The sequence below is a fragment of the Streptomyces sp. NPDC127595 genome (assembly GCF_042671685.1).
Classification (GTDB): Bacteria; Actinomycetota; Actinomycetes; order Streptomycetales; family Streptomycetaceae; genus Streptomyces.
Map to the genome: position 1 here is coordinate 1 of NZ_JBHXWK010000012.1, position 17,322 is coordinate 17,322.

Below are 17,322 nucleotides of genomic sequence, written 5' to 3' on the forward strand. Positions count from 1 at the left end.
AAGACACTTCTGCCCTCCGGGGTTTGAGGAGCGGGGTCTGGGGCGGAGCCCCAGACGCAAGGGACGGGTAGGGGCGGAGGGGGCGAAAAAACCACCCCCACCCCCCCCTCACGCCCCCGCCCGCTCCCGAGCCCGCCGCCCCAGCAACTCCGCCAACCCCCGCCGAGTCGCCGCCAACACCACCCGATCCTCAGCCCGCAGCACGTACGTGGGGGGAAGGTCCCACACCAGTCCAGAAGAAGACCGAGGGGCCCTCGGCGACGAGGAGGACCGCGGCGACGACGCAGGCCGCGGGTCCGTGTCCAGCGCCAGCACCCGCCACGCCCCCGCCCGAAACGCCTCCCCCACCGTCCGACCCTCCAACTGCGCATGCCCGCCCACATCCAGCGCCGCGAACAGCAACACCCGCCGCTCCACCGGAATCGCCCCGAGAATCTGCCGCCCCATCATCGCCCCGGCGAACGCGGGCGCCGCCAGATGGGACACACTCCGGCTCCGGGTGAGCGCACCCGGATGAGCGGCCCGCAGGGTCCGGTACACGGCGGTCGCGAAGTCGTCGTCGTACAGCCGGAGCACCACCCGCAGATCGGGCTGCACGGTCCGGGCGTACAGCGCGGCCTCCAGATTCGTCGTGTCCGCGCTGGTCAACGCGAGCAGCGCGTGCGCCCGATGGATCTTGGCGGCCTCCAGGACTCCTTCCTGCGTCACATCGCCGAGCACCACAGGCACCCGCAGCCGCCGGGCCAGCGCCAGCCCCCGCGCCTCGGGGTCGGCCTCGACGCAGACGACCGGAATGTGCAGCTCACGCAGGCGCGCCAGCACGCGCGTGCCGATCTTGCCGACCCCGAGCAGCACCACGTGCCCGGAAAGACCGCGCGGCGGCCTCCGCAGCGCGGACCCGCTGCGGAAGGTGCCGAGCGCCTCAAGGACGGCGGCGAGGAGTACCGGAAGAAGCAGCAACCCGACGAGCCCGGAGAGGAGTTGAAGTACCTGTTCCCCCATCGGCCGCCCGATCGCGGGGTCGTTGATGCCGAAGAGATCGAGCAGCGTCAGATACGTGGCACGCAGCGGATGCTCACCGGTGACGAACACCGACGCGACCGCGAGGCCGATCACACAGGCCACCAGGCCCGCGAACGACCACCGCAGCCGCCGCGACATCAGCGAGCCGAAGGGCACGACGCTGCGCCCCGGGGACGAGGAGGGCCCGGAGTAGGAGACGGTCTCCAGTACGACGGTGCCGCGCCCGGTGGCGGCGGCGATCGCACTCTCGTCGGGCAGCAGCCGCGGCCCCTGCGCGCCACTGCTCTCGGATCCGTCGGCGCCCGCGGGGTCGCTGGCGGTGGCGGACAGCAGCGCCAGGGTGCACAGCCCGGGATCGGCGACCTCTCCGGGAGCGGGCGGCGGGCGTTCCACGGCGCGCAGCATCAGCCCGTCCGTCTGGACGACCTTGCTGGTGCCGGCCACGGCGGTCGCGGCCAGTGCAGGCGCGGCGGTGTCGGCGTCGGACAGGACGGTGGTGGACGCGTCGAACCCGCCGGTGTCCCCGCCCTCGCCGGCGGCGGCCAGTGCCGAGGCCTGGTCGAGGAGGGCCTCGATGTGCTGGCCGAGGCGCCGGTTGTAGAGGCGCAGGACCAGCCGGATACGCGGGTTGAGCCGTCGGGCGGTGAGCGCGGCCCGGATGTTCGTCTCGTCGTCGTCATACACCAGCGCCAACGCGGCGGCCCGCTCCACGCCCGCGTCGGAGAGCACCGACTCGGTGAGCTCGGCGGCCTCCAACACGCGCTCGGTGCCCGGGGGTTCGGCCGTCCGGTTGTTCGCCGCATCGCCGTTCCCGGCGGCCCGGTTCACCGCCGCGGACACCCGGTCGAACAGCGCGGTGGCCCGCGTCCGCCCCACCACCGGCGGACGCACGCTGCGATGGGCGGGCGGCACGACCAGGGTCACCTGCTCCCCGTACACCCCGCGCAGCTCGGCGGCCAGCCGGTGCGCCAGGGCGTCGTCCCCGGACACGATCATGTGCGCGGTGGGGTCGGTTGACGCGCCCGGCGAGCCTGCCGCGCCCGACGAGCCTGAGCCCGATGGGCGCGATGCGCCCGCTGCGTTCGATGCGCTCTGAGACGGAAGGTTCACCACGGGAGAGAAGACTGCCTCACCTGTACGGGTGGTTCCACCGGGCCTGCCGACGAGGGGCGTACGTGGCGGTCGCCCGATGCGCCACAAGTTCAGGCGAACTTCCGCTGACGCACCACCGAACTCCCCATGACAGCATGGGCAGTTGGCGGCTCTCTTGGCGCAAGCTTCCCCACGCGCCATCGGCATGTCCTCGACACTCGTAGCGACCGACTTCGCCGACAGTAAGGAAGCGTCCGTGAGCCCCGTAAGAGGTCTGATCCCCGTAAGAGGTCTGATCCCTGTGAGATCGCATCGCATCCCGCAGAGAGCCGCCGCCCTCGCCCTGGGCACCGCGCTGGTCTCCCTCTCCCTCGTCGCGGCATCCCCCGCGGGGGCGGGCACCGCCGGGCTGCCGGTGGTGACGGCCACCAGCGAGTCGGCCGCTCTGTACGACGACGAGGCGGGCGGCAACTCCGACGCGGACGACCCGGCGATCTGGCGGAACACCGCCGACCCCGGGCGCAGTCTCGTCGTCGCCACCGCCAAGGAGGGCGGCCTGAAGGTCTACGACCTGGACGCCCGCCTGGTGCAGTCCCTGGCCGCCCCGAAGCCGCCCGCCGAGGACGACGCCCCGGGCCGCTTCAACAACGTCGACCTCGTCTCCGGGCTGCGCACCTCCGCCGGCCGGGCCGACGTGGCGGTGGTGAGCGACCGCGGCAACGACCGCCTCCGGATCTACCGCATCGACCCGTCCCGCCGTGGCGGCCCGCTGAGCGACATCACCGACCCGGCGGCCGCGCCCGTGTTCTCCGCCGACCAGAGCGAGATCAACGACCAGCGGACCACGTACGGCCTCGCCACCTGGACGAACAAGGCCACCGGGCGGACGTACGCGCTGGTCAGCCAGCGGGAGCTGACCCGGCTCGCGCTGCTCGAACTGGTCCCGGCGGCGGGCGGCAAGGTCGGCTACCGCAAGGTGCGCACCCTCGACCTGCCCTCCACCTTCCGGCTGCCCGACGGCACTTCGTGGAGCCCCTGCGCCGAGCCCGGCGAACTCCCGCAGGTCGAGGGCATGGTCGTCGACCCGGTCACCGGCACGCTCTACGCAGGCCAGGAGGACATCGGCATCTGGCGGCTGCGCGCCGACCTCACCGGCAAGCCCGTACTGGTAGACAGGACAAAGGAGTTCGGCGTCCCCGGCGTCTACGACGAGGCCACCGAGGAGTGCGTGCCCGGCACGGACCCCGGCTACGGCGGCACGCATCTGTCCGCCGACGTCGAGGGTCTGACCCTGCTCCAGGAGCGGGGCGGCGAAGGCCACCTCCTCGCCTCAAGCCAGGGCGACAACACCTTCGCCCTGTACGACCGTGACGTCCGCAAGGGCAACGCGTACGAGGGAGGCTTCCGTGTCGGCGCGGCCTCGCAGACGCTTGACAGCGTGGAGGAATGCGACGGCGCGGCGATCCTCAACGCCCCACTGGGCAAGCGTTATCCGCGCGGCCTGCTCGTCGTGCAGGACGGTGCCGAGACCCCGGAGGTGCCGGACGGGGAGGGCGGCACGCGCACGGCGACGGGCTTCAAGTTCGTCGACCTGGGCGCCGTGGCGGACGCGGCAGGTCTGTGACGGACGTACGAGCGAGGCGCGGCCCGGTGTCGGCCGCCCCCGTACCTCAGACCCGGGCGCGGGCGGCCAACTCCTTCTCCCGGCTGCCGGCGACCGAGAGGATGTACTCCCGCAGCCCCTCGGCGTAGAGCCGCATGTTCTTGTACGCGATGTCGGTGGCCGGGTAGCGGCAGGCGAACTGGAGGCCCTCGTGGACCCTGGTGAGCCAGGCGCACACCTGGTCGCCGTACGAGATGCGGATCAGCCCGTACGCCTTCAGTTCCTGCCACCGCTCCGAGCCCGGGGTGGCGCGCGAGTCGACGAGCGAGACGATCGAGTACAGGTCGGGGGAGGTGGGCCGGAAGTCGGAGCCCAGCAGGCGCAGTACGCGGGCGATGGGCATCCGCGACAGCGGCCGGCTCTCCCGCAGTGCGGCGCGGACCATCTCCAGCGCGCTGTCGAAGTCCGTGGCGCGGGCCACCGGAATCTCGATCGGCGCGCCGCCCACGTACCAGCCCATCGAGTCCGACCACTTGGACTTCGCGCGGGTGTGGAACGGCACGACGGTGCGGTACACCTCCTGCCCGCCGATCTCGCGGACGATGAGGGCGGTGGCCGCGAGAATGCCGACCAGGCTTCCGCCGTACGGCCGGCAGTACGCCTCGAAGGCGGCCGCGTCCGTGTCGTCCACCAGCATCTCGTGCATGAACTTCTGCGCCGGCAATGGCCCTTCGGGGTCGAGGCCGAGGTCGACGGGGAAGCCGGGCAGTTTCCCGTCGCACTGGGCGATGAACTCCCGCCAGCGGGCGACGATCGCGTGCGTGTCGTCGATCTGGTCGGCCTGCGCACGCTCGATCGCACAGAAGTCGACGTAACTGGCGACCGGCGCCGCGGCCAACGCGCGTCCTTCGAGGCCGGCTTCGTAGAGCTCATGGATCTCGGAGGCGATGCGGTGGAGCGAGTACGCGTCGACGTTGCTGTGGTCGAACGCCATGTAAACGCTCGCGCCGTCCTCCCGTACGACCGCGGTGTAGATGAAGTTCGGCCAGCTGAGCGCGTCGGCGGCGACGTCGAAACGGTCCTGCAGATACCGGGTCAGCGTGGCCGCTTCGGCGAAGTCGCCGACGTCCTCGCGGTGCAGTACGACGGCCTCGGCGTCCAGCGTGAACCGGCGCATGTCGTCGCCGACCCAGCGGAACCCGCTGCGCAGCGTCTCGTGCCGAAGTGTCCAGTCCCGCAAGGCGCGTTGGAGCACATCGAGGTCGACCTTCCCCGGGATGTCGAAGGCGGTGCCCAGCCAGGTGGGCACGAACAACCCGTCCTCCCGCACTGTTCGCGCCGTCCGGACATGGGACTCCTGCACGTACGCGGGCGGTCTGCCGTCCTCCGGCAGTTCGGCCGCCGCCTCGACGGTCTTGGGGTGCAGCGTCCACTCCACGAGACATCCGGGCCGGATCTCGCAACGCTGGATGTCGGTCAATCGCACTGAGCTCTCCGTTCGCATGCCCTCCGGATGCTGCCAGGGCAGTGGAGGGGCGGACACGACCGGACCAACGATTCGGATGATCGGAAAGAAACGCCGTGGCCGAACGGGAGGCGAACGGACGGACCTGGGAGCTTGCCCGCTGCCGGGACACGTGAGTGCCCCGCACACGCCCGGTCAGTCCGAGGCCAGCGGATCGCGGTGGTCGGCCTCGTCCAGCTTCCAGTAGCCCTTCGCGTATACCTGGCGGCGGTCCAGGCCGAGGCCGTCCGTGAAGTGGCGGCGGATCTCCCTGACGGCACCGGACTCCCCCGCCGCCCAGGGCGCCAGTCGCCCCTGCGGAACAGATGCCTTGAGGACCGCGTCACGCAGAGCTTCGCCCTTCGGCATGCTCGCGGCCCGGTGGACCCACACGATGTCGAGGTCGGCCCGCAGGTTCACCGGGACTTCGGCCTGTGGTCCCTCCACTTCCAGGTATACGGCGCCGCGAGTGCCGGGCGGCAGGCTCTCGGCGATGGTGAGGACCGCGGGCTGGGCGCTCTCGTCGCCCGCCAGGAGGTGGAAACCGGCGTCGGCGTCGAGGCGGAAGGACCCCCTGGCCCCTCCGAAGGAGACTTCCTGGCCGGGTACCGCGGCTTCTGCCCAGCGCGCGGCCGGCCCTTTCCCGTGCAGGACCACGTCGACGTCGATCCGCTGTTCCTGGGCGGAGTAGTGACGGACGGTGTAGGCCCGGCCCACCGTCTGCCCGTCCAGCGGATCGGTCACGAACAGCTTCACCCACTGAGTGGGTTCGTCGCACTGGAAGCCCGACATGCCGGACCCTCCCAGGGTGATGCGGGCCATGCGCGGGGCGATCAGGGAGACCGACTCCACCGTGGCGGTGTAGCGGGTACGGCGTGGGCGGAACATGAGAGGTGACAGCCTTTCAGTCGGAGGGAGAGGGCCGGGGCGGCGTGGAGCCGTGACAGGCACCCACAGCGGCGGCGGTCAGGCGCTTGACGAACCCCGGATCCATCGGCTGTCCGGTCATGAAGGCCCGGTAGAAGGCGGGACCCACCGTCAGGTCGAGAAGCTGGCCGGCCTTGTGCCCGTTCAGGGCGCGCGGAGGACCGTCGGCGAGGGCGGCGTGGAGTCGGTCGAGGTCGTACCGGCGCCGATGGCTCAGTACCTGATCACGCAGTACGACGGCGGTCGCGGGGTCCTGCAGGGCGTGACCGATCAGGACGAACAGCACGTGTCCGGTGGAGGACCGCGTGAAGACGGCGCTCAAGTGGAGCACATGGTGTTCCAGGGCGGCCTCGGGCGGCTTCGGCCGAGCCGGCCAGGGTGCTTCGTCCGGAAGGTCCTCCTCCAGGACGTCGATGAGGATGCTCACCTTGGAACGCCACCAACGGTAGATGGTCTGCTTGGCGACTCCCGCGTGCTGGGCGATCGCGCTGACCGTCATGGTGTGGAAGCCGACATCGACCAGCAGGTCGTCGGTGGCCCGCAGAACGGCGGCGCGCGCGGCCTCGCTGCGCTGTGGCCCGGTCTTTGTGCGCCGCGTCGGAGGCGCGATGGCCGTCTGCGGTCTGCCGTGCTGTTCCTCGATGACGTGGCCTCCTCGTCGCGTCGTGTGACCGTGACCTCCTGGAAGATCGACACAAAGAGACTAGACGCAACGGTGCGTATGGTCAAAGGGGTAGGGAGTCCCGTTCCTCCCCGACGGGGGAGTGCCGGGGAGGAACGGGACCTCTCGGACGGCCGGGCGTGGGGCCCGGCCTCAGGGGTGTGCGACGGTGGCCTCGGGCCGGTCCGCGGGTACGTCGCCTCTTTGCCCGCGGCCGAACAGCAGCCGCGTACGCATCCGGTACACCGCCTCGCCCCGCTGGTTGACGGCTTCGACGACGAAGCGCACCGTGCCTGTCTCCGGACGCCGGGGGTGCGGGGAGGCGTCTTCCACGGTGGCGCGCCCGCGTAGTTCGTCACCGGGGCGTACGGGACTCAGGAAGCGGACTTCGTCCATTCCGTACGAGCCCTCACAAGCGGAGTCCGCGAGCAGCGCGCGCACGAACTGGCCCATGATCACCGCCCCGGTGTGCCAGCCACTGGCCACGAGGCCGCCGAAGGGCGAGCTCCGTGCCGCCACCGGATCGAGATGGAAGGGCATGGGGTCCCAGGAGCGGGCGTAGCCGATGATGTCCTCGCTGGAGAGCCGGGTGGACCCCAACTCGTAGGTGCTGCCCACGGGGAAGCTTTCGAAGTGCCGCAAGGTGTCTGTCCTCCGTACTGGCCGGCCGGTGCTCAGGTGAGGGACGCCGCGTAGTCCGCGTACGCGGGCACGGCCGGGGGACGTATGGAGACAGGTTCGGGGCGGGGCCGGGTGAGACGGCGCTTCTCGGCGCTGTACCACTCGGCGACCCGGAAGGCCAGGTCCATCGACTGGTCCCGGTTGAGGCGAGGGTCGCACGCGGTCTCGTACCGCAGGTGCAGGTTGTCGGAGCGGACTTCGCTGCCTCCCCCCACGCATTCGGTGACGTCCTCACCCGTCAGTTCCACATGCACGCCACCCGGGTGGGTGCCCAGTGCCCTGTGCACCTCGAAGAAGCCGGTGATCTCGTCGAGGATGTCGTCGAAGCGCCGGGTCTTGTGGCCGCTCGGGGCGGTGAAGGTGTTGCCGTGCATGGGGTCGCAGGTCCACACCACCTCGGCACCGGTCGCACGCACGGCCTCGACCAGGCCGGGCAGCCGGTCGCGTACCCGGCCGCGCCCCATCCGCGCGATGAACGTCAGACGACCGGGCGTGCGGTGCGGATCGAGCCGGTCGATCAGGGTCCGTACGGCGTCGGCGTCGGCGTCGGGTCCCAGTTTCACGCCGACGGGGTTGCTCACCTGGGCCGCGAACGCGACGTGGGCGCCGTCGAGCTGGCGGGTGCGTTCACCGATCCAGACCATGTGCCCGGACAGTGCGTACCGCTTCCCCGTGTCGGGATCCGTGCGTACCAGGGCGGACTCGTAGTCGAGCAACAGCGCCTCGTGGCTGGCGAACACCTCGGTGGTGCGCAGGGTCGAGGCGTTCATGCCGCAGGCGCGGATGAAGCCGAGTGCCGCGTCGATCTCGTCCGCCAGCCGCTCGTAGCGGCGGCCCGCGGGGGAGAGGGCCACGAAATCACGGTTCCACTCGTGGACGCGGTCGAGGTCCGCGTGCCCTCCGGCGGTGAAGGCGCGGAGCAGATTGAGCGTCGCGGCGGACGCATGGTAGATGCGCTGGAGGCGTGCCGGGTCGGGGACGCGGGACTCGGCGGTGAACTCCAGTCCGTTGACGGCATCGCCCCGGTACGAGGGCAGGGTGACACCGTCGCGGGTCTCGGTGTTCTGTGAACGGGGTTTGGCGTACTGGCCGGCGAGGCGGCCGACCTTGACCACGGGAACGGCGGCCGCGTAGGTGAGTACGGCGGCCATCTGGAGCAGGACTTCCAGCTTGTTGCGGACGGATTCTGCGCTCACCGAGTCGAGGGTCTCGGCGCAGTCGCCGCCCTGCAGCAGGAAGGCCTTGCCACGGGCCACCTCGCCGAGACGGTCGAGCAGGGTGTCGCACTCGCTCGCGAACACCAGCGGTGGCGCGGAGGACAGGGTCGACACGGTCGATTGCAGCGCGGCGGGATCGGGCCAGTCGGGCTGCTGTGCTGCGGGCAGTGTCCGCCACGATTCGTTATGCGAATTCTCCACGGAGAGAACCTCAACACCTTCTGTTCCGAGGGCCGGCACGGGGTTGCGGTTGGCCGTGCGCGCAGCTTGGCATGGGTGAACAGGGCGTGTGCAGTGGGTCGTTGGGGCTAGCAGGGCGGATCTAATACCCGGGTACTAGCCCCAGCGGCCGACTGTCGGGGACGGTCTGCCTCCGGAAGGATTTCGCCAGGCGCAAGCAACGGCACTCGAAGCCGGCGCCCTGCTTCTGCCAGACGACCGGCCTCGAAAGGTGATCCCTACATGAGCAGCACCGCCACCCCGCCCGGGACCGTGACCCGCCCGCAGACAGGGGACGAATACCTGCAGAGCCTCGATGACGGCCGGGAAGTGAGGATCTACGGCGAGCGGGTGGCGGACGTCACGACCCACCCCGCCTTCCGCAACAACGCCCGTATGGTCGCCCGGTTGTACGACGCGCTGCACGACCCCGAGCGCAACAGCAAGCTGGTGGTCCCGACCGACACCGGCAACGGAGGGTTCACCCACCCCTACTTCAAGGCGCCCTACACGTCGGGTGACTTGAGGGCGTCCGCGCGGGCCATTGAGGAGTGGGCGCGCATGACGTACGGCTGGATGGGGCGCACCCCGGACTTCAAGGCCGCCTTCCTGTCGACGCTGGGCTCCAACAAGGAGCACTACGCGCCGTTCGAGGACAACGCGTCCGCCTGGTACCGCAAGGCCCAGGAGAACGTCCTGTTCATCGGCCACGGCATCGTCAATCCGCCGATCGACCGTAACCGCGGCCTCACCGAGCTGCGGGACGTGATGCTGACGGTGGACCGGGAGACGGACGCCGGCCTCGTCGTCTCCGGTGCCAAGGTGGTGGGCACCGGCGCGGCGCTCACCCAGCACATCTTCATCGGCAGCTACGGCCGTATCCCGGACGGCGCCAAGGACTTCTCGGCGTACTTCATCGTGCCGACCAACAGCCCCGGCCTGAAGATCATCTCCCGGCCGTCGTACGAGTTCTCCGCGGCCACCGTCAGCAGCCCCTTCGACCAGCCGCTGAGCAGCCGTCTGGACGAGAACGACGGAATTCTCGTCTTCGACCAGGTCCTCATTCCCTGGGAGAACGTCTTCTGCTACGACGTGGACAAGGCGAACAACTTCTTCTATGGCTCGGGATTCTTCTACCGTGCCATGTTCCATGCCTGTGTCCGCTTCGCCGTGAAGATGGACTTCCTGACCGGCCTGCTGGCCAAGGGGCTGGAGACGACGGGCACTTCGGAGTTCCGCGGGGTGCAGAGCCGGCTCGGTGAGGTCCTCGCGTATCGCAATATGTTCTGGGCCCTGGTGGACTCCATGGCCGAGAACCCGACCAAGTGGCCGGACGGAACCGTCACTCCGAACGGTGAGACGGCGATGGCCTTCCGCGTGCTGTCCTCCTCCATCTTCCCCAAGGTCCGCGAGGTCTTCCTGCGGGATCTGGGCAGCGCACTGATCTACAACAACTCCCACGCTCTCGACTGGTCGAACCCCGAGGTCCGGCCCTACCTGGACAAGTATGTTCGCGGCCTGGGCGTTGAGGCGATCGACCGCACGAAGCTCATGAAGCTGGCGTGGGACGCCGTCGGGACGGAGTTCGGCGCCCGGTGGGAGCTGTACGAAATGAACTACGCGGGCAACCACGAGCAGATCCGCTACGAAGCGCTCCATGCCCAGCAGCATTCGGGGAAGTTCGAGGAGTACAAGCAGCTCGTCGACAGGTGCCTGTCCGAGTACGACGAGAACGGCTGGACGGTCCCCGACCTCATCAACCCCAAGGACACCACCGTCATCGGTGGTGGCACGCAGAGCCCCGTGGCCGTGGTCCCTGCCGAGGGCGCACGGTGACCACGGGCACCTCTGCGGCCGGCCCTACCGCACCGCACGCTGCCCCCGATGTTCTGGACAACACCCAACTGAGGCGCATTCTCGGGCAGTTCGTGACAGGTGTGTGCGCGGTATCGACCCGCTTCGAGGGCCCGGCCGGGCCACGCCACGATGCCATCGCGGTGAACTCGTTCACCTCGGTCTCCCTCGACCCGCCCCTCGTGTCCATGTGTCTGCGCGACGACTCCACCTTTCTGAAGCGGGTGCGGACAACCGGTCAGTGGGCCGTCTCGTTCTTGGGAAACCAGGCGCGCTCGTTGGTGGGTGTGCTCACCGCACCTGCCGCCGAACGCCCTCCGGTGGAGCAGGCCGCGGACTGGGCAGTCGGACCGCACACCGGATGCCTGGTTCTGCCGGAAGGCCCCGGCACCCTGGAGTGCGAGCTGCATCTGACCCAGACACTCGGTGACCACGTACTCGTCGTCGGGAGGGTGCTGGGCGCCACCGGCCGCGATGACGATCCGCTGGTCTTCCATCGAGGCGCTTTCACCGCGATCACATCGTCGAAGTGACCGGCAGAACCCACCGTCAGTGAACAGGATCAGGGAATCAGGAGAGGAGACACCATGGCCGGCAGGCGCCCGTACGTGGCTGTCGTGGGCGGCGGCGTAGGCGGCCTGGCCGCCGCCATCGGACTGCGGCGGCAGGGAATCGAGGTGGTCGTCCACGAACAGGCGCGGGAGGTGGCCCACCAGGGCGCCGGTATCGCCGTCGGCGCCAACGGCCACCGGGCGCTTCGGGAGGTGGGAGTCGCCGAGCGCCTGCGAGGATCGGCCGTCGCGCCCCGGCGAGCCGACTTCCGGCACTGGCGTACGGGCCGGTCCATGGTGTCGCATCCGCTGGCCGGAGCGTACGAGGAACGGTTCAAGGCACCTTTCTGGACCGTGGAACGAGCGGCGGTTCAGCAGGCTCTGATCACCGAGCTCGGTGCGGAGCACATCCGTCTCGGAGCGCGCTGCACCGGTGTGGAGAAGACCGGAAAGGGAGCCACGATCCGCTTCGAGGACGGCACCGAGGTGGAAGCCGACGCGGTGATCGGAGCCGACGGTATCCATTCCGTGGTGCGTCACAGCGTCTTCGGACCCGAGGACGCCGTGTTCTCGGGATCCAGTGGGTACCGCGCCCTGGTTCCGATGGAACGACTGGGCCACGTTCCCCAACTCGTGGAGTCGGTGCTGTGGTTGTGGCTGGGTCCCGGCAGGCACTTCATCGCCTATCCGGTGGCCGGCGGCAGCGCCCTGAACTTCCTGGCCGTCGTCCCCGACCGCGAATGGACCATCGAGTCGTGGTCGACGGAGGGCGAGACCGCCGAGCTGCTGGCCGCCTTCGACGGCTGGCATCCGTTCGTCACCGAGATCCTCGGCGCCTGCGAGCGCCCCGGACGCTGGGCCCTGTACGACCGTGAACCGCAGCGGACTTGGAGTTCGGGCCCGGTGACACTGCTCGGCGACGCCGCCCACGCGATGCTGCCGCACCACGGGCAGGGCGCGAACCAGGCACTGGAGGACGCCGTGGTCCTCGCGCACGTCCTCGGCGGCGCGGACGCCGACGGGGTCGAGGGGGCCCTGCGTACCTACGAGCAGCTGCGGCGGCCGCGCACCCGTCTGCTGCAGACCGGCTCGCGCAAGAACGCCGCCTGCTTCCAGCTGCCCGACGGGCCCGAAGCGGAGGCGCGCAACATCCGGTTGACCGGCCTGCCCGAGGACCTCGCCTGGATCCACGGGCACGACGCCCTCGGGGAGCTGCGGTCGCCCTCGGCCCCGGCTTCTGTCTGACAGCCGACGAATGGTGAGAAGGACCATGGCAAGGATCTACGCCTTCGAAGGAAACGTCCCCGTCGTCCACCCCACGGCCTTCGTCCACCCCGACGCCGTACTGATCGGCTCGGTCGTCGTCGGGCCCGGGTGCTATGTCGGTCCCCTCGCGAGCCTTCGGGGCGACTTCGGCAGTGTCGAACTGCGAGCGGGCTCCAATGTGCAGGACTGCTGTGTCCTGCACTGCTTCCCCGGAGCCGACACGGTCGTCGAGGAGGACGGCCATGTGGGGCACGGCAGTGTGCTGCACGGCTGCAGGGTTGGCCGCGACAGCCTCATCGGCATGAAGGCCGTACTTATGGACGGCGTGGTCGTCGGACCACAGGCGTTCGTCGGCGCGAGCAGCTTCGTCAAGTCCGGCTTCCACGTACCGGAGCGGCACCTTGTGGCGGGAAGCCCCGCCAAGGTGCTGCGCGAGCTCACAGCGGACGAGATCGCCTGGAAGGGCAACGGAACCGCTCAGTACCAGAAGCTGGCGCAACGCTGCCTCGCCGGCCTTCACCCGGCGCAGGCCCTCACCGAGCCGGACGCCGCCGACAACGCGCGCCCCGCCGAACCCGAGCACGTCACTCTGCACGAATTCCGGGTCCGCTGAGGCCGGGACAGCAAGAGAGGCAGGTGAAGAGAGATGACCGTGTCCGTGGCCGAGGAGGCCGGGCCGCTCCAAAGGCACTTCGACCGGACGATCGCCGAGGACGGACGCATCGAGCCTCGGGACTGGATGCCCGAGCCCTATCGCGCGACCCTGATCCGGCAGATCGCCCAGCACGCCCACTCCGAGATCATCGGTATGCAGCCGGAGGCGACGTGGCTGGCCGGCGCCCCCAGCCTGCGCCGCAAGGCGATCCTGCTGGCCAAGGTCCAGGACGAGGCCGGGCACGGCCTGTATCTGTACTCCGCGGCCGAGACGCTCGGTGCCGACCGGGAGGACCTGACCCAACGCCTCATCGACGGCAGCCAGAAATACTCCTCGGTGTTCAACTACGAGACGACGGACTACGCCGACGTCGGAGTGATCGGCTGGCTGGTCGACGGCGCCGCCATCTGCAACCAGGTCCCCCTGTGCCGCACGTCCTACGGCCCCTACGGCCGGGCGATGGTGAGGATCTGCAAGGAGGAGTCCTTCCACCAGCGCCAGGGGTACGAGCTCCTCGCGACGATGATGCACGGCACCGAACAGCAGCGCGAGGCCGTACAGGAGGCGACGAACCGCTGGTGGTGGCCGGCGCTGATGATGTTCGGGCCGCCCGACGCACGCTCGCGCAATACCGCCCGGTCCATGGCATGGCGCATCAAGCGGCACACCAACGACCAGCTGCGGCAGCGCTTCGTGGACATGGCCGTTCCCCAGGCCCAGGCCCTTGGGGTCACTCTTCCCGACCCCGAGATCCGCTGGGACGAGGAACAGGGCGGCTACGCGTTCGGAGCGCCTGACTGGGCCCATTTCGAACGGGTGGTGCAGGGCGACGGCCCCTGCAACGCGGAACGTATCGCCCGCAGGAAAGCCGCGCATGACGACGGCGTCTGGGTGCGCGAGGCAGCGGCCGCACACGCGGCGAAGCAGCGGAAGAAGGAGCACAAGGAACGCAACGAGCACAACGGGCCGACGGCGCACCCGGCGCACCCGGCGCCGTCGGAAGGCGGGACGCGATGAGCGACACCACCGACCGGACCGACAGCGCGGGATCCGTGAATTCCTGGCCGCTTTTCGAGGTTTTCGTCCGCCCGAGGCGGGGGCTGAGTCATACCCATGTCGGCTCGCTGCGTGCCGCGGACAAGCAGATGGCGCTGCGCAGTGCCCGGGATCTCTATACCCGGCGCAACGAAGGAGTGAGCATCTGGGTGGTCCCCACCGACGCACTGGCCGCCAGCAGTCCGGACGAGAAGGACCCCTTCTTCACGCCCAGCCAGGACAAGGCGTACCGGAATCCGACCTTCTATGTGATCCCCGATGACGTACCCCACATCTGAGGCGCCTTGGGAACGGAACGGCCCCAGCGGACGCCGGTACACGGCGCGGCAGAACGCGAGAATCACGATGAATGATCATTTGTCGCAGGACACCGACATCGCGGAACTGGAAGCGGACGGGACCTTCGGCACCGGCTTCGACACCTCCGCTCCCGAACTGGAGGCGGACATCCCGCGGGGGGTCGACGCACAGGACCTGTTCTCCTACTGCCTGATGCTCGGCGACGACGCTCTGGTCTTCACCCAGCGGCTCATCGAGTGGTGCACCCGGGCCCCGGAGCTCGAAGTCGAGGTGGCGCTCGCGAACTTCGGGCTCGATCTGCTGGGGCAGGCACGACTCCTGCTCGGCAGGGCGGGCCATGTCGAGCGGGCCGGCCGGGACGAGGACTCCTTGGCATTCCTGCGCGACCCGGACGCCTTCCGCAATGTGCTGTTCGTCGAGGACGCGCACGAGGACTTCGCGGACTGCGTGCTGAGGCTGCTGGTGTTCTCCACCTGGAGAGGGGCGCTTCTGTCGAGCCTCGCCTCGTCCACGGACCCCACGCTGGCCGCGGTCGCGGTCAGAGGCGTGCGGGAAATCGCCTACCACCGGGATTTCGCGGCGCACTGGGCCGTGCGACTCGGCGACGGCACGGCACACTCGCGGGCCCGTACCCAGCGGGCCTGGCAGCGACTGCGGCCCCTGCTTCCGGAGTTGTTCGTCACGCACGACGTGGAACGCCGGTTGGCCGTGGCGGGCTGCGCCGTACCGGCCGCGGACGTCCGGGCGGATGTCGAGCAGGCGCTCGACGCGGTGCTCGCCGCCGCGGGCATCGAGTTGTACGACTCTGCGAACCCGCCGCCCGTCACCCGCGCGGGCGGGCGCGACGGCAGCCACAGCGAGGCGTTGCCGGCCCTGCTCACCGAGATGCAGAGCGTGGCACGTGCCTACCCTGGAGCTGTCTGGTGAGCGTGGACAGTCTCGGGCAGACGCAGACTCAAGGGCAGGCACAGACGCAGTCGCAGACCCGGTGGCGGACCGCTACGGAGGCGTGCCGCCGGGTGGCTGAGAGCGTCACCGACCCCGAACTCCCCATGCTGACCCTGGCGGAACTCGGTGTCCTCCGCGAGGTGGCGGTGCTGCCGTCGGGGCGGGTACGAGTGGACATCACGCCCACCTACACGGGGTGCCCCGCGATCGAGACCATGAGAAACGACCTGGCACGGCGTATCCGCGCGGAGGGGTTCACCGACGTCGAGGTCCGCACGCTGCTGGATCCGCCGTGGTCCTCGCAGTGGATCACGGACTCGGGACGCAGGAAGCTGCGCGAGCACGGCATCTCCCCGCCGGGCCCCGTCCCCGCGGGAAGGACGGGAACGGTCTGGCTGTCCCTCCCCACGGCGCGGTACAGCCCGCCGTGCACGCGCTGCGACAGCACCGACACGGCGGAGATATCGAGGTTCGGCGCCACCGCGTGCAAGTCCCTGTGGCGCTGCGGGTCGTGCCGTGAGCCCTTCGAGCACTTCAAGGAGATCTGATGGTCACGCCTGTGGCGTCGGCCCCCGCGGAACCCCCGGCCGCTCCGCTGCCCGGCCGCCGTGAACGCCGGGCGTTTCACCCGCTGTCGGTGACCGGAATCGACCGCTCGTGCCCGGGCGCCGTCGTGATCTCGTTCGAGGTCCCTGACCGCCTCGCCGGACTCTTCACATTCCGGGCAGGACAGGCCCTGACCCTGCGGCACACCGTCAACGGACAGGAGGAGCGGCGGAGTTACTCGATCTGCACGCCGGAGGGCACACCCCTGCGGATCGGTGTGCGCAAGGTCGAAGGCGGTCTGGTGTCCGGGTGGCTCGTGGACGAACTGCAGCCGGGAGACCGGATCGAGGTGCAGCCGCCGAGCGGTGGGTTCACCGCCGACCTCACCCGTCCGGCCACGCACGTCATGGTGGCGGCCGGTTCGGGCATCACTCCCATGCTGTCCCTGGCGGCCACGGCGCTGCGCCAACCGCACTCCAGCGTGACGCTGTTCTACGGCAACCGCAGCAGCGGCAGCGCAATGTTCACGGACGAACTGGCCGATGTGAAGGACCGTCACGGCACTCGGTTCTCACTGACCCATCTGCTGTCCCGGGAGGGCCGTCCGGCGGAGCTGCTGAGCGGCCGGATGGACGAGAGGCGGCTGAGGGAGCTGCTCGCGATCCAGACGGAACCGGCCGCTGTGGACCACTGGTGGCTCTGCGGCCCGCAGCAACTGGTGCGGCGCGTCCGTACGTTCCTGATCGAGGACCTGGCCATTTCCGCGAACCGCATTCATCAGGAGCTGTTCTACGCCGATGCGGACGCGGCGAACCCGCCGTCCGCCGCTCCTCCGCGGGCGGGAACGTCGCCGGTGTCCGCCGCTACGGTCATTCTCGACGGCCGGCGTACGGACGTCTCCGTGCCGCGCGGCGCGACCATTCTGGACGCCGCGCAGGGCGCCCTGCCCGACCTCCCGTTCTCGTGCCGGGGCGGGGTGTGCGGTACATGCCGCGCCCGCGTCGTGGAGGGGGAGGCGCGAATGCGGCGGAACTTCGCGCTGGAGGAGAGCGAGACCGAGTCCGGGTTCGTGCTGACCTGCCAGGCGGAGCCGGTCGGGCGGCACATCGTCGTCGACTTCGACGCCTAGGGCGCGATGCCCGGGCGGGGAGAGGAGCCCTGACTCAGGGTGAGCACCAAGCCGACCACCACAGACAACACAGTCGTGAACGCCGCCGAA

16 protein-coding genes are annotated in these 17,322 nt (G+C 69.9%); 10 read left to right on the top strand and 6 right to left on the bottom strand.

The window, feature by feature from the left end:
• Nucleotides 1-108: 108 nt before the first annotated feature.
• Nucleotides 109-2,019 (bottom strand): NAD-binding protein, encoded by a 1,911-nt coding sequence (locus ACFVKT_RS31525; protein WP_385737891.1) that lies wholly within the window; start codon nt 2,017-2,019, stop codon nt 109-111.
• A 397-nt stretch (nt 2,020-2,416) separates the two neighbouring features.
• On the opposite strand from ACFVKT_RS31525, the gene ACFVKT_RS31530 reads away from it, so the two are divergent.
• Nucleotides 2,417-3,739 carry a phytase gene (locus ACFVKT_RS31530; protein ID WP_385737893.1) on the top strand — a complete coding sequence of 441 codons (1,323 nt, stop codon included), beginning with the start codon at nt 2,417-2,419 and terminating at the stop codon, nt 3,737-3,739.
• Between the two features lie 46 nt (nt 3,740-3,785).
• On the opposite strand, the gene ACFVKT_RS31535 is transcribed toward ACFVKT_RS31530, so the two are convergent.
• From ACFVKT_RS31535 to ACFVKT_RS31555, 5 genes are all read right to left on the bottom strand, one after another.
• Nucleotides 3,786-5,204 carry a condensation domain-containing protein gene (locus ACFVKT_RS31535; protein WP_385737895.1) on the bottom strand — a complete coding sequence of 473 codons (1,419 nt, stop codon included), beginning with the start codon at nt 5,202-5,204 and terminating at the stop codon, nt 3,786-3,788.
• A 174-nt stretch (nt 5,205-5,378) separates the two neighbouring features.
• The gene (locus tag ACFVKT_RS31540; RefSeq protein WP_385737897.1) at nt 5,379-6,110 is read right to left on the bottom strand and encodes a siderophore-interacting protein; all 732 of its coding nucleotides are present in this window, start codon (nt 6,108-6,110) and stop codon (nt 5,379-5,381) included.
• A 16-nt stretch (nt 6,111-6,126) separates the two neighbouring features.
• On the bottom strand, nt 6,127-6,648 hold the full coding sequence (locus tag ACFVKT_RS31545; RefSeq protein WP_385737899.1) for a TetR/AcrR family transcriptional regulator: 522 nt from the start codon (nt 6,646-6,648) through the stop codon (nt 6,127-6,129).
• 315 nt (nt 6,649-6,963) lie between these two features.
• Nucleotides 6,964-7,452 carry a MaoC family dehydratase gene (locus tag ACFVKT_RS31550; protein ID WP_385737901.1) on the bottom strand — a complete coding sequence of 163 codons (489 nt, stop codon included), beginning with the start codon at nt 7,450-7,452 and terminating at the stop codon, nt 6,964-6,966.
• Nucleotides 7,453-7,484: 32 nt separating this feature from the next.
• A complete protein-coding gene (locus tag ACFVKT_RS31555) occupies nt 7,485-8,909 on the bottom strand; it encodes a class II 3-deoxy-7-phosphoheptulonate synthase (RefSeq protein ID WP_385737903.1) in 1,425 nt (474 codons plus the stop codon).
• 261 nt (nt 8,910-9,170) lie between these two features.
• Here ACFVKT_RS31555 and ACFVKT_RS31560 point away from each other — a divergent pair, with 261 nt between their 5' ends.
• The 9 genes from ACFVKT_RS31560 (at nt 9,171) to ACFVKT_RS31600 (ending at nt 17,232) form a co-directional block, all read left to right on the top strand.
• Nucleotides 9,171-10,763 (top strand): 4-hydroxyphenylacetate 3-hydroxylase family protein, encoded by a 1,593-nt coding sequence (locus tag ACFVKT_RS31560; protein ID WP_385737905.1) that lies wholly within the window; start codon nt 9,171-9,173, stop codon nt 10,761-10,763.
• A complete protein-coding gene (locus tag ACFVKT_RS31565) occupies nt 10,760-11,314 on the top strand; it encodes a flavin reductase family protein (RefSeq protein WP_385737907.1) in 555 nt (184 codons plus the stop codon). Before ACFVKT_RS31560 ends, ACFVKT_RS31565 begins: the two co-directional genes overlap by 4 nt.
• A 54-nt stretch (nt 11,315-11,368) precedes the next feature.
• Complete coding sequence (locus tag ACFVKT_RS31570; RefSeq protein WP_385737909.1) at nt 11,369-12,577, top strand: FAD-dependent monooxygenase; 1,209 nt, start codon at nt 11,369-11,371, stop codon at nt 12,575-12,577.
• A 25-nt stretch (nt 12,578-12,602) separates the two neighbouring features.
• Nucleotides 12,603-13,211 carry a gamma carbonic anhydrase family protein gene (locus ACFVKT_RS31575; protein ID WP_385737910.1) on the top strand — a complete coding sequence of 203 codons (609 nt, stop codon included), beginning with the start codon at nt 12,603-12,605 and terminating at the stop codon, nt 13,209-13,211.
• A gap of 33 nt (nt 13,212-13,244) precedes the next feature.
• A complete protein-coding gene (gene paaA, locus ACFVKT_RS31580; RefSeq protein ID WP_385737912.1) occupies nt 13,245-14,270 on the top strand; it encodes a 1,2-phenylacetyl-CoA epoxidase subunit PaaA in 1,026 nt (341 codons plus the stop codon).
• Nucleotides 14,267-14,587: a 1,2-phenylacetyl-CoA epoxidase subunit PaaB gene (gene paaB / locus ACFVKT_RS31585; protein ID WP_385737914.1), complete on the top strand. Its 321-nt coding sequence runs from the start codon at nt 14,267-14,269 to the stop codon at nt 14,585-14,587. Before paaA ends, paaB begins: the two co-directional genes overlap by 4 nt.
• Nucleotides 14,588-14,654: 67 nt before the next feature.
• A complete protein-coding gene (gene paaC / locus ACFVKT_RS31590) occupies nt 14,655-15,536 on the top strand; it encodes a 1,2-phenylacetyl-CoA epoxidase subunit PaaC (RefSeq protein WP_385737916.1) in 882 nt (293 codons plus the stop codon).
• Nucleotides 15,537-15,628: 92 nt separating this feature from the next.
• Nucleotides 15,629-16,105, top strand: coding sequence for a 1,2-phenylacetyl-CoA epoxidase subunit PaaD (gene paaD / locus ACFVKT_RS31595; protein WP_385737918.1), 477 nt, complete (start codon nt 15,629-15,631; stop codon nt 16,103-16,105).
• Nucleotides 16,105-17,232 (top strand): 2Fe-2S iron-sulfur cluster-binding protein, encoded by a 1,128-nt coding sequence (locus ACFVKT_RS31600; RefSeq protein WP_385737920.1) that lies wholly within the window; start codon nt 16,105-16,107, stop codon nt 17,230-17,232. Before paaD ends, ACFVKT_RS31600 begins: the two co-directional genes overlap by 1 nt.
• Nucleotides 17,233-17,322: the final 90 nt, after the last annotated feature.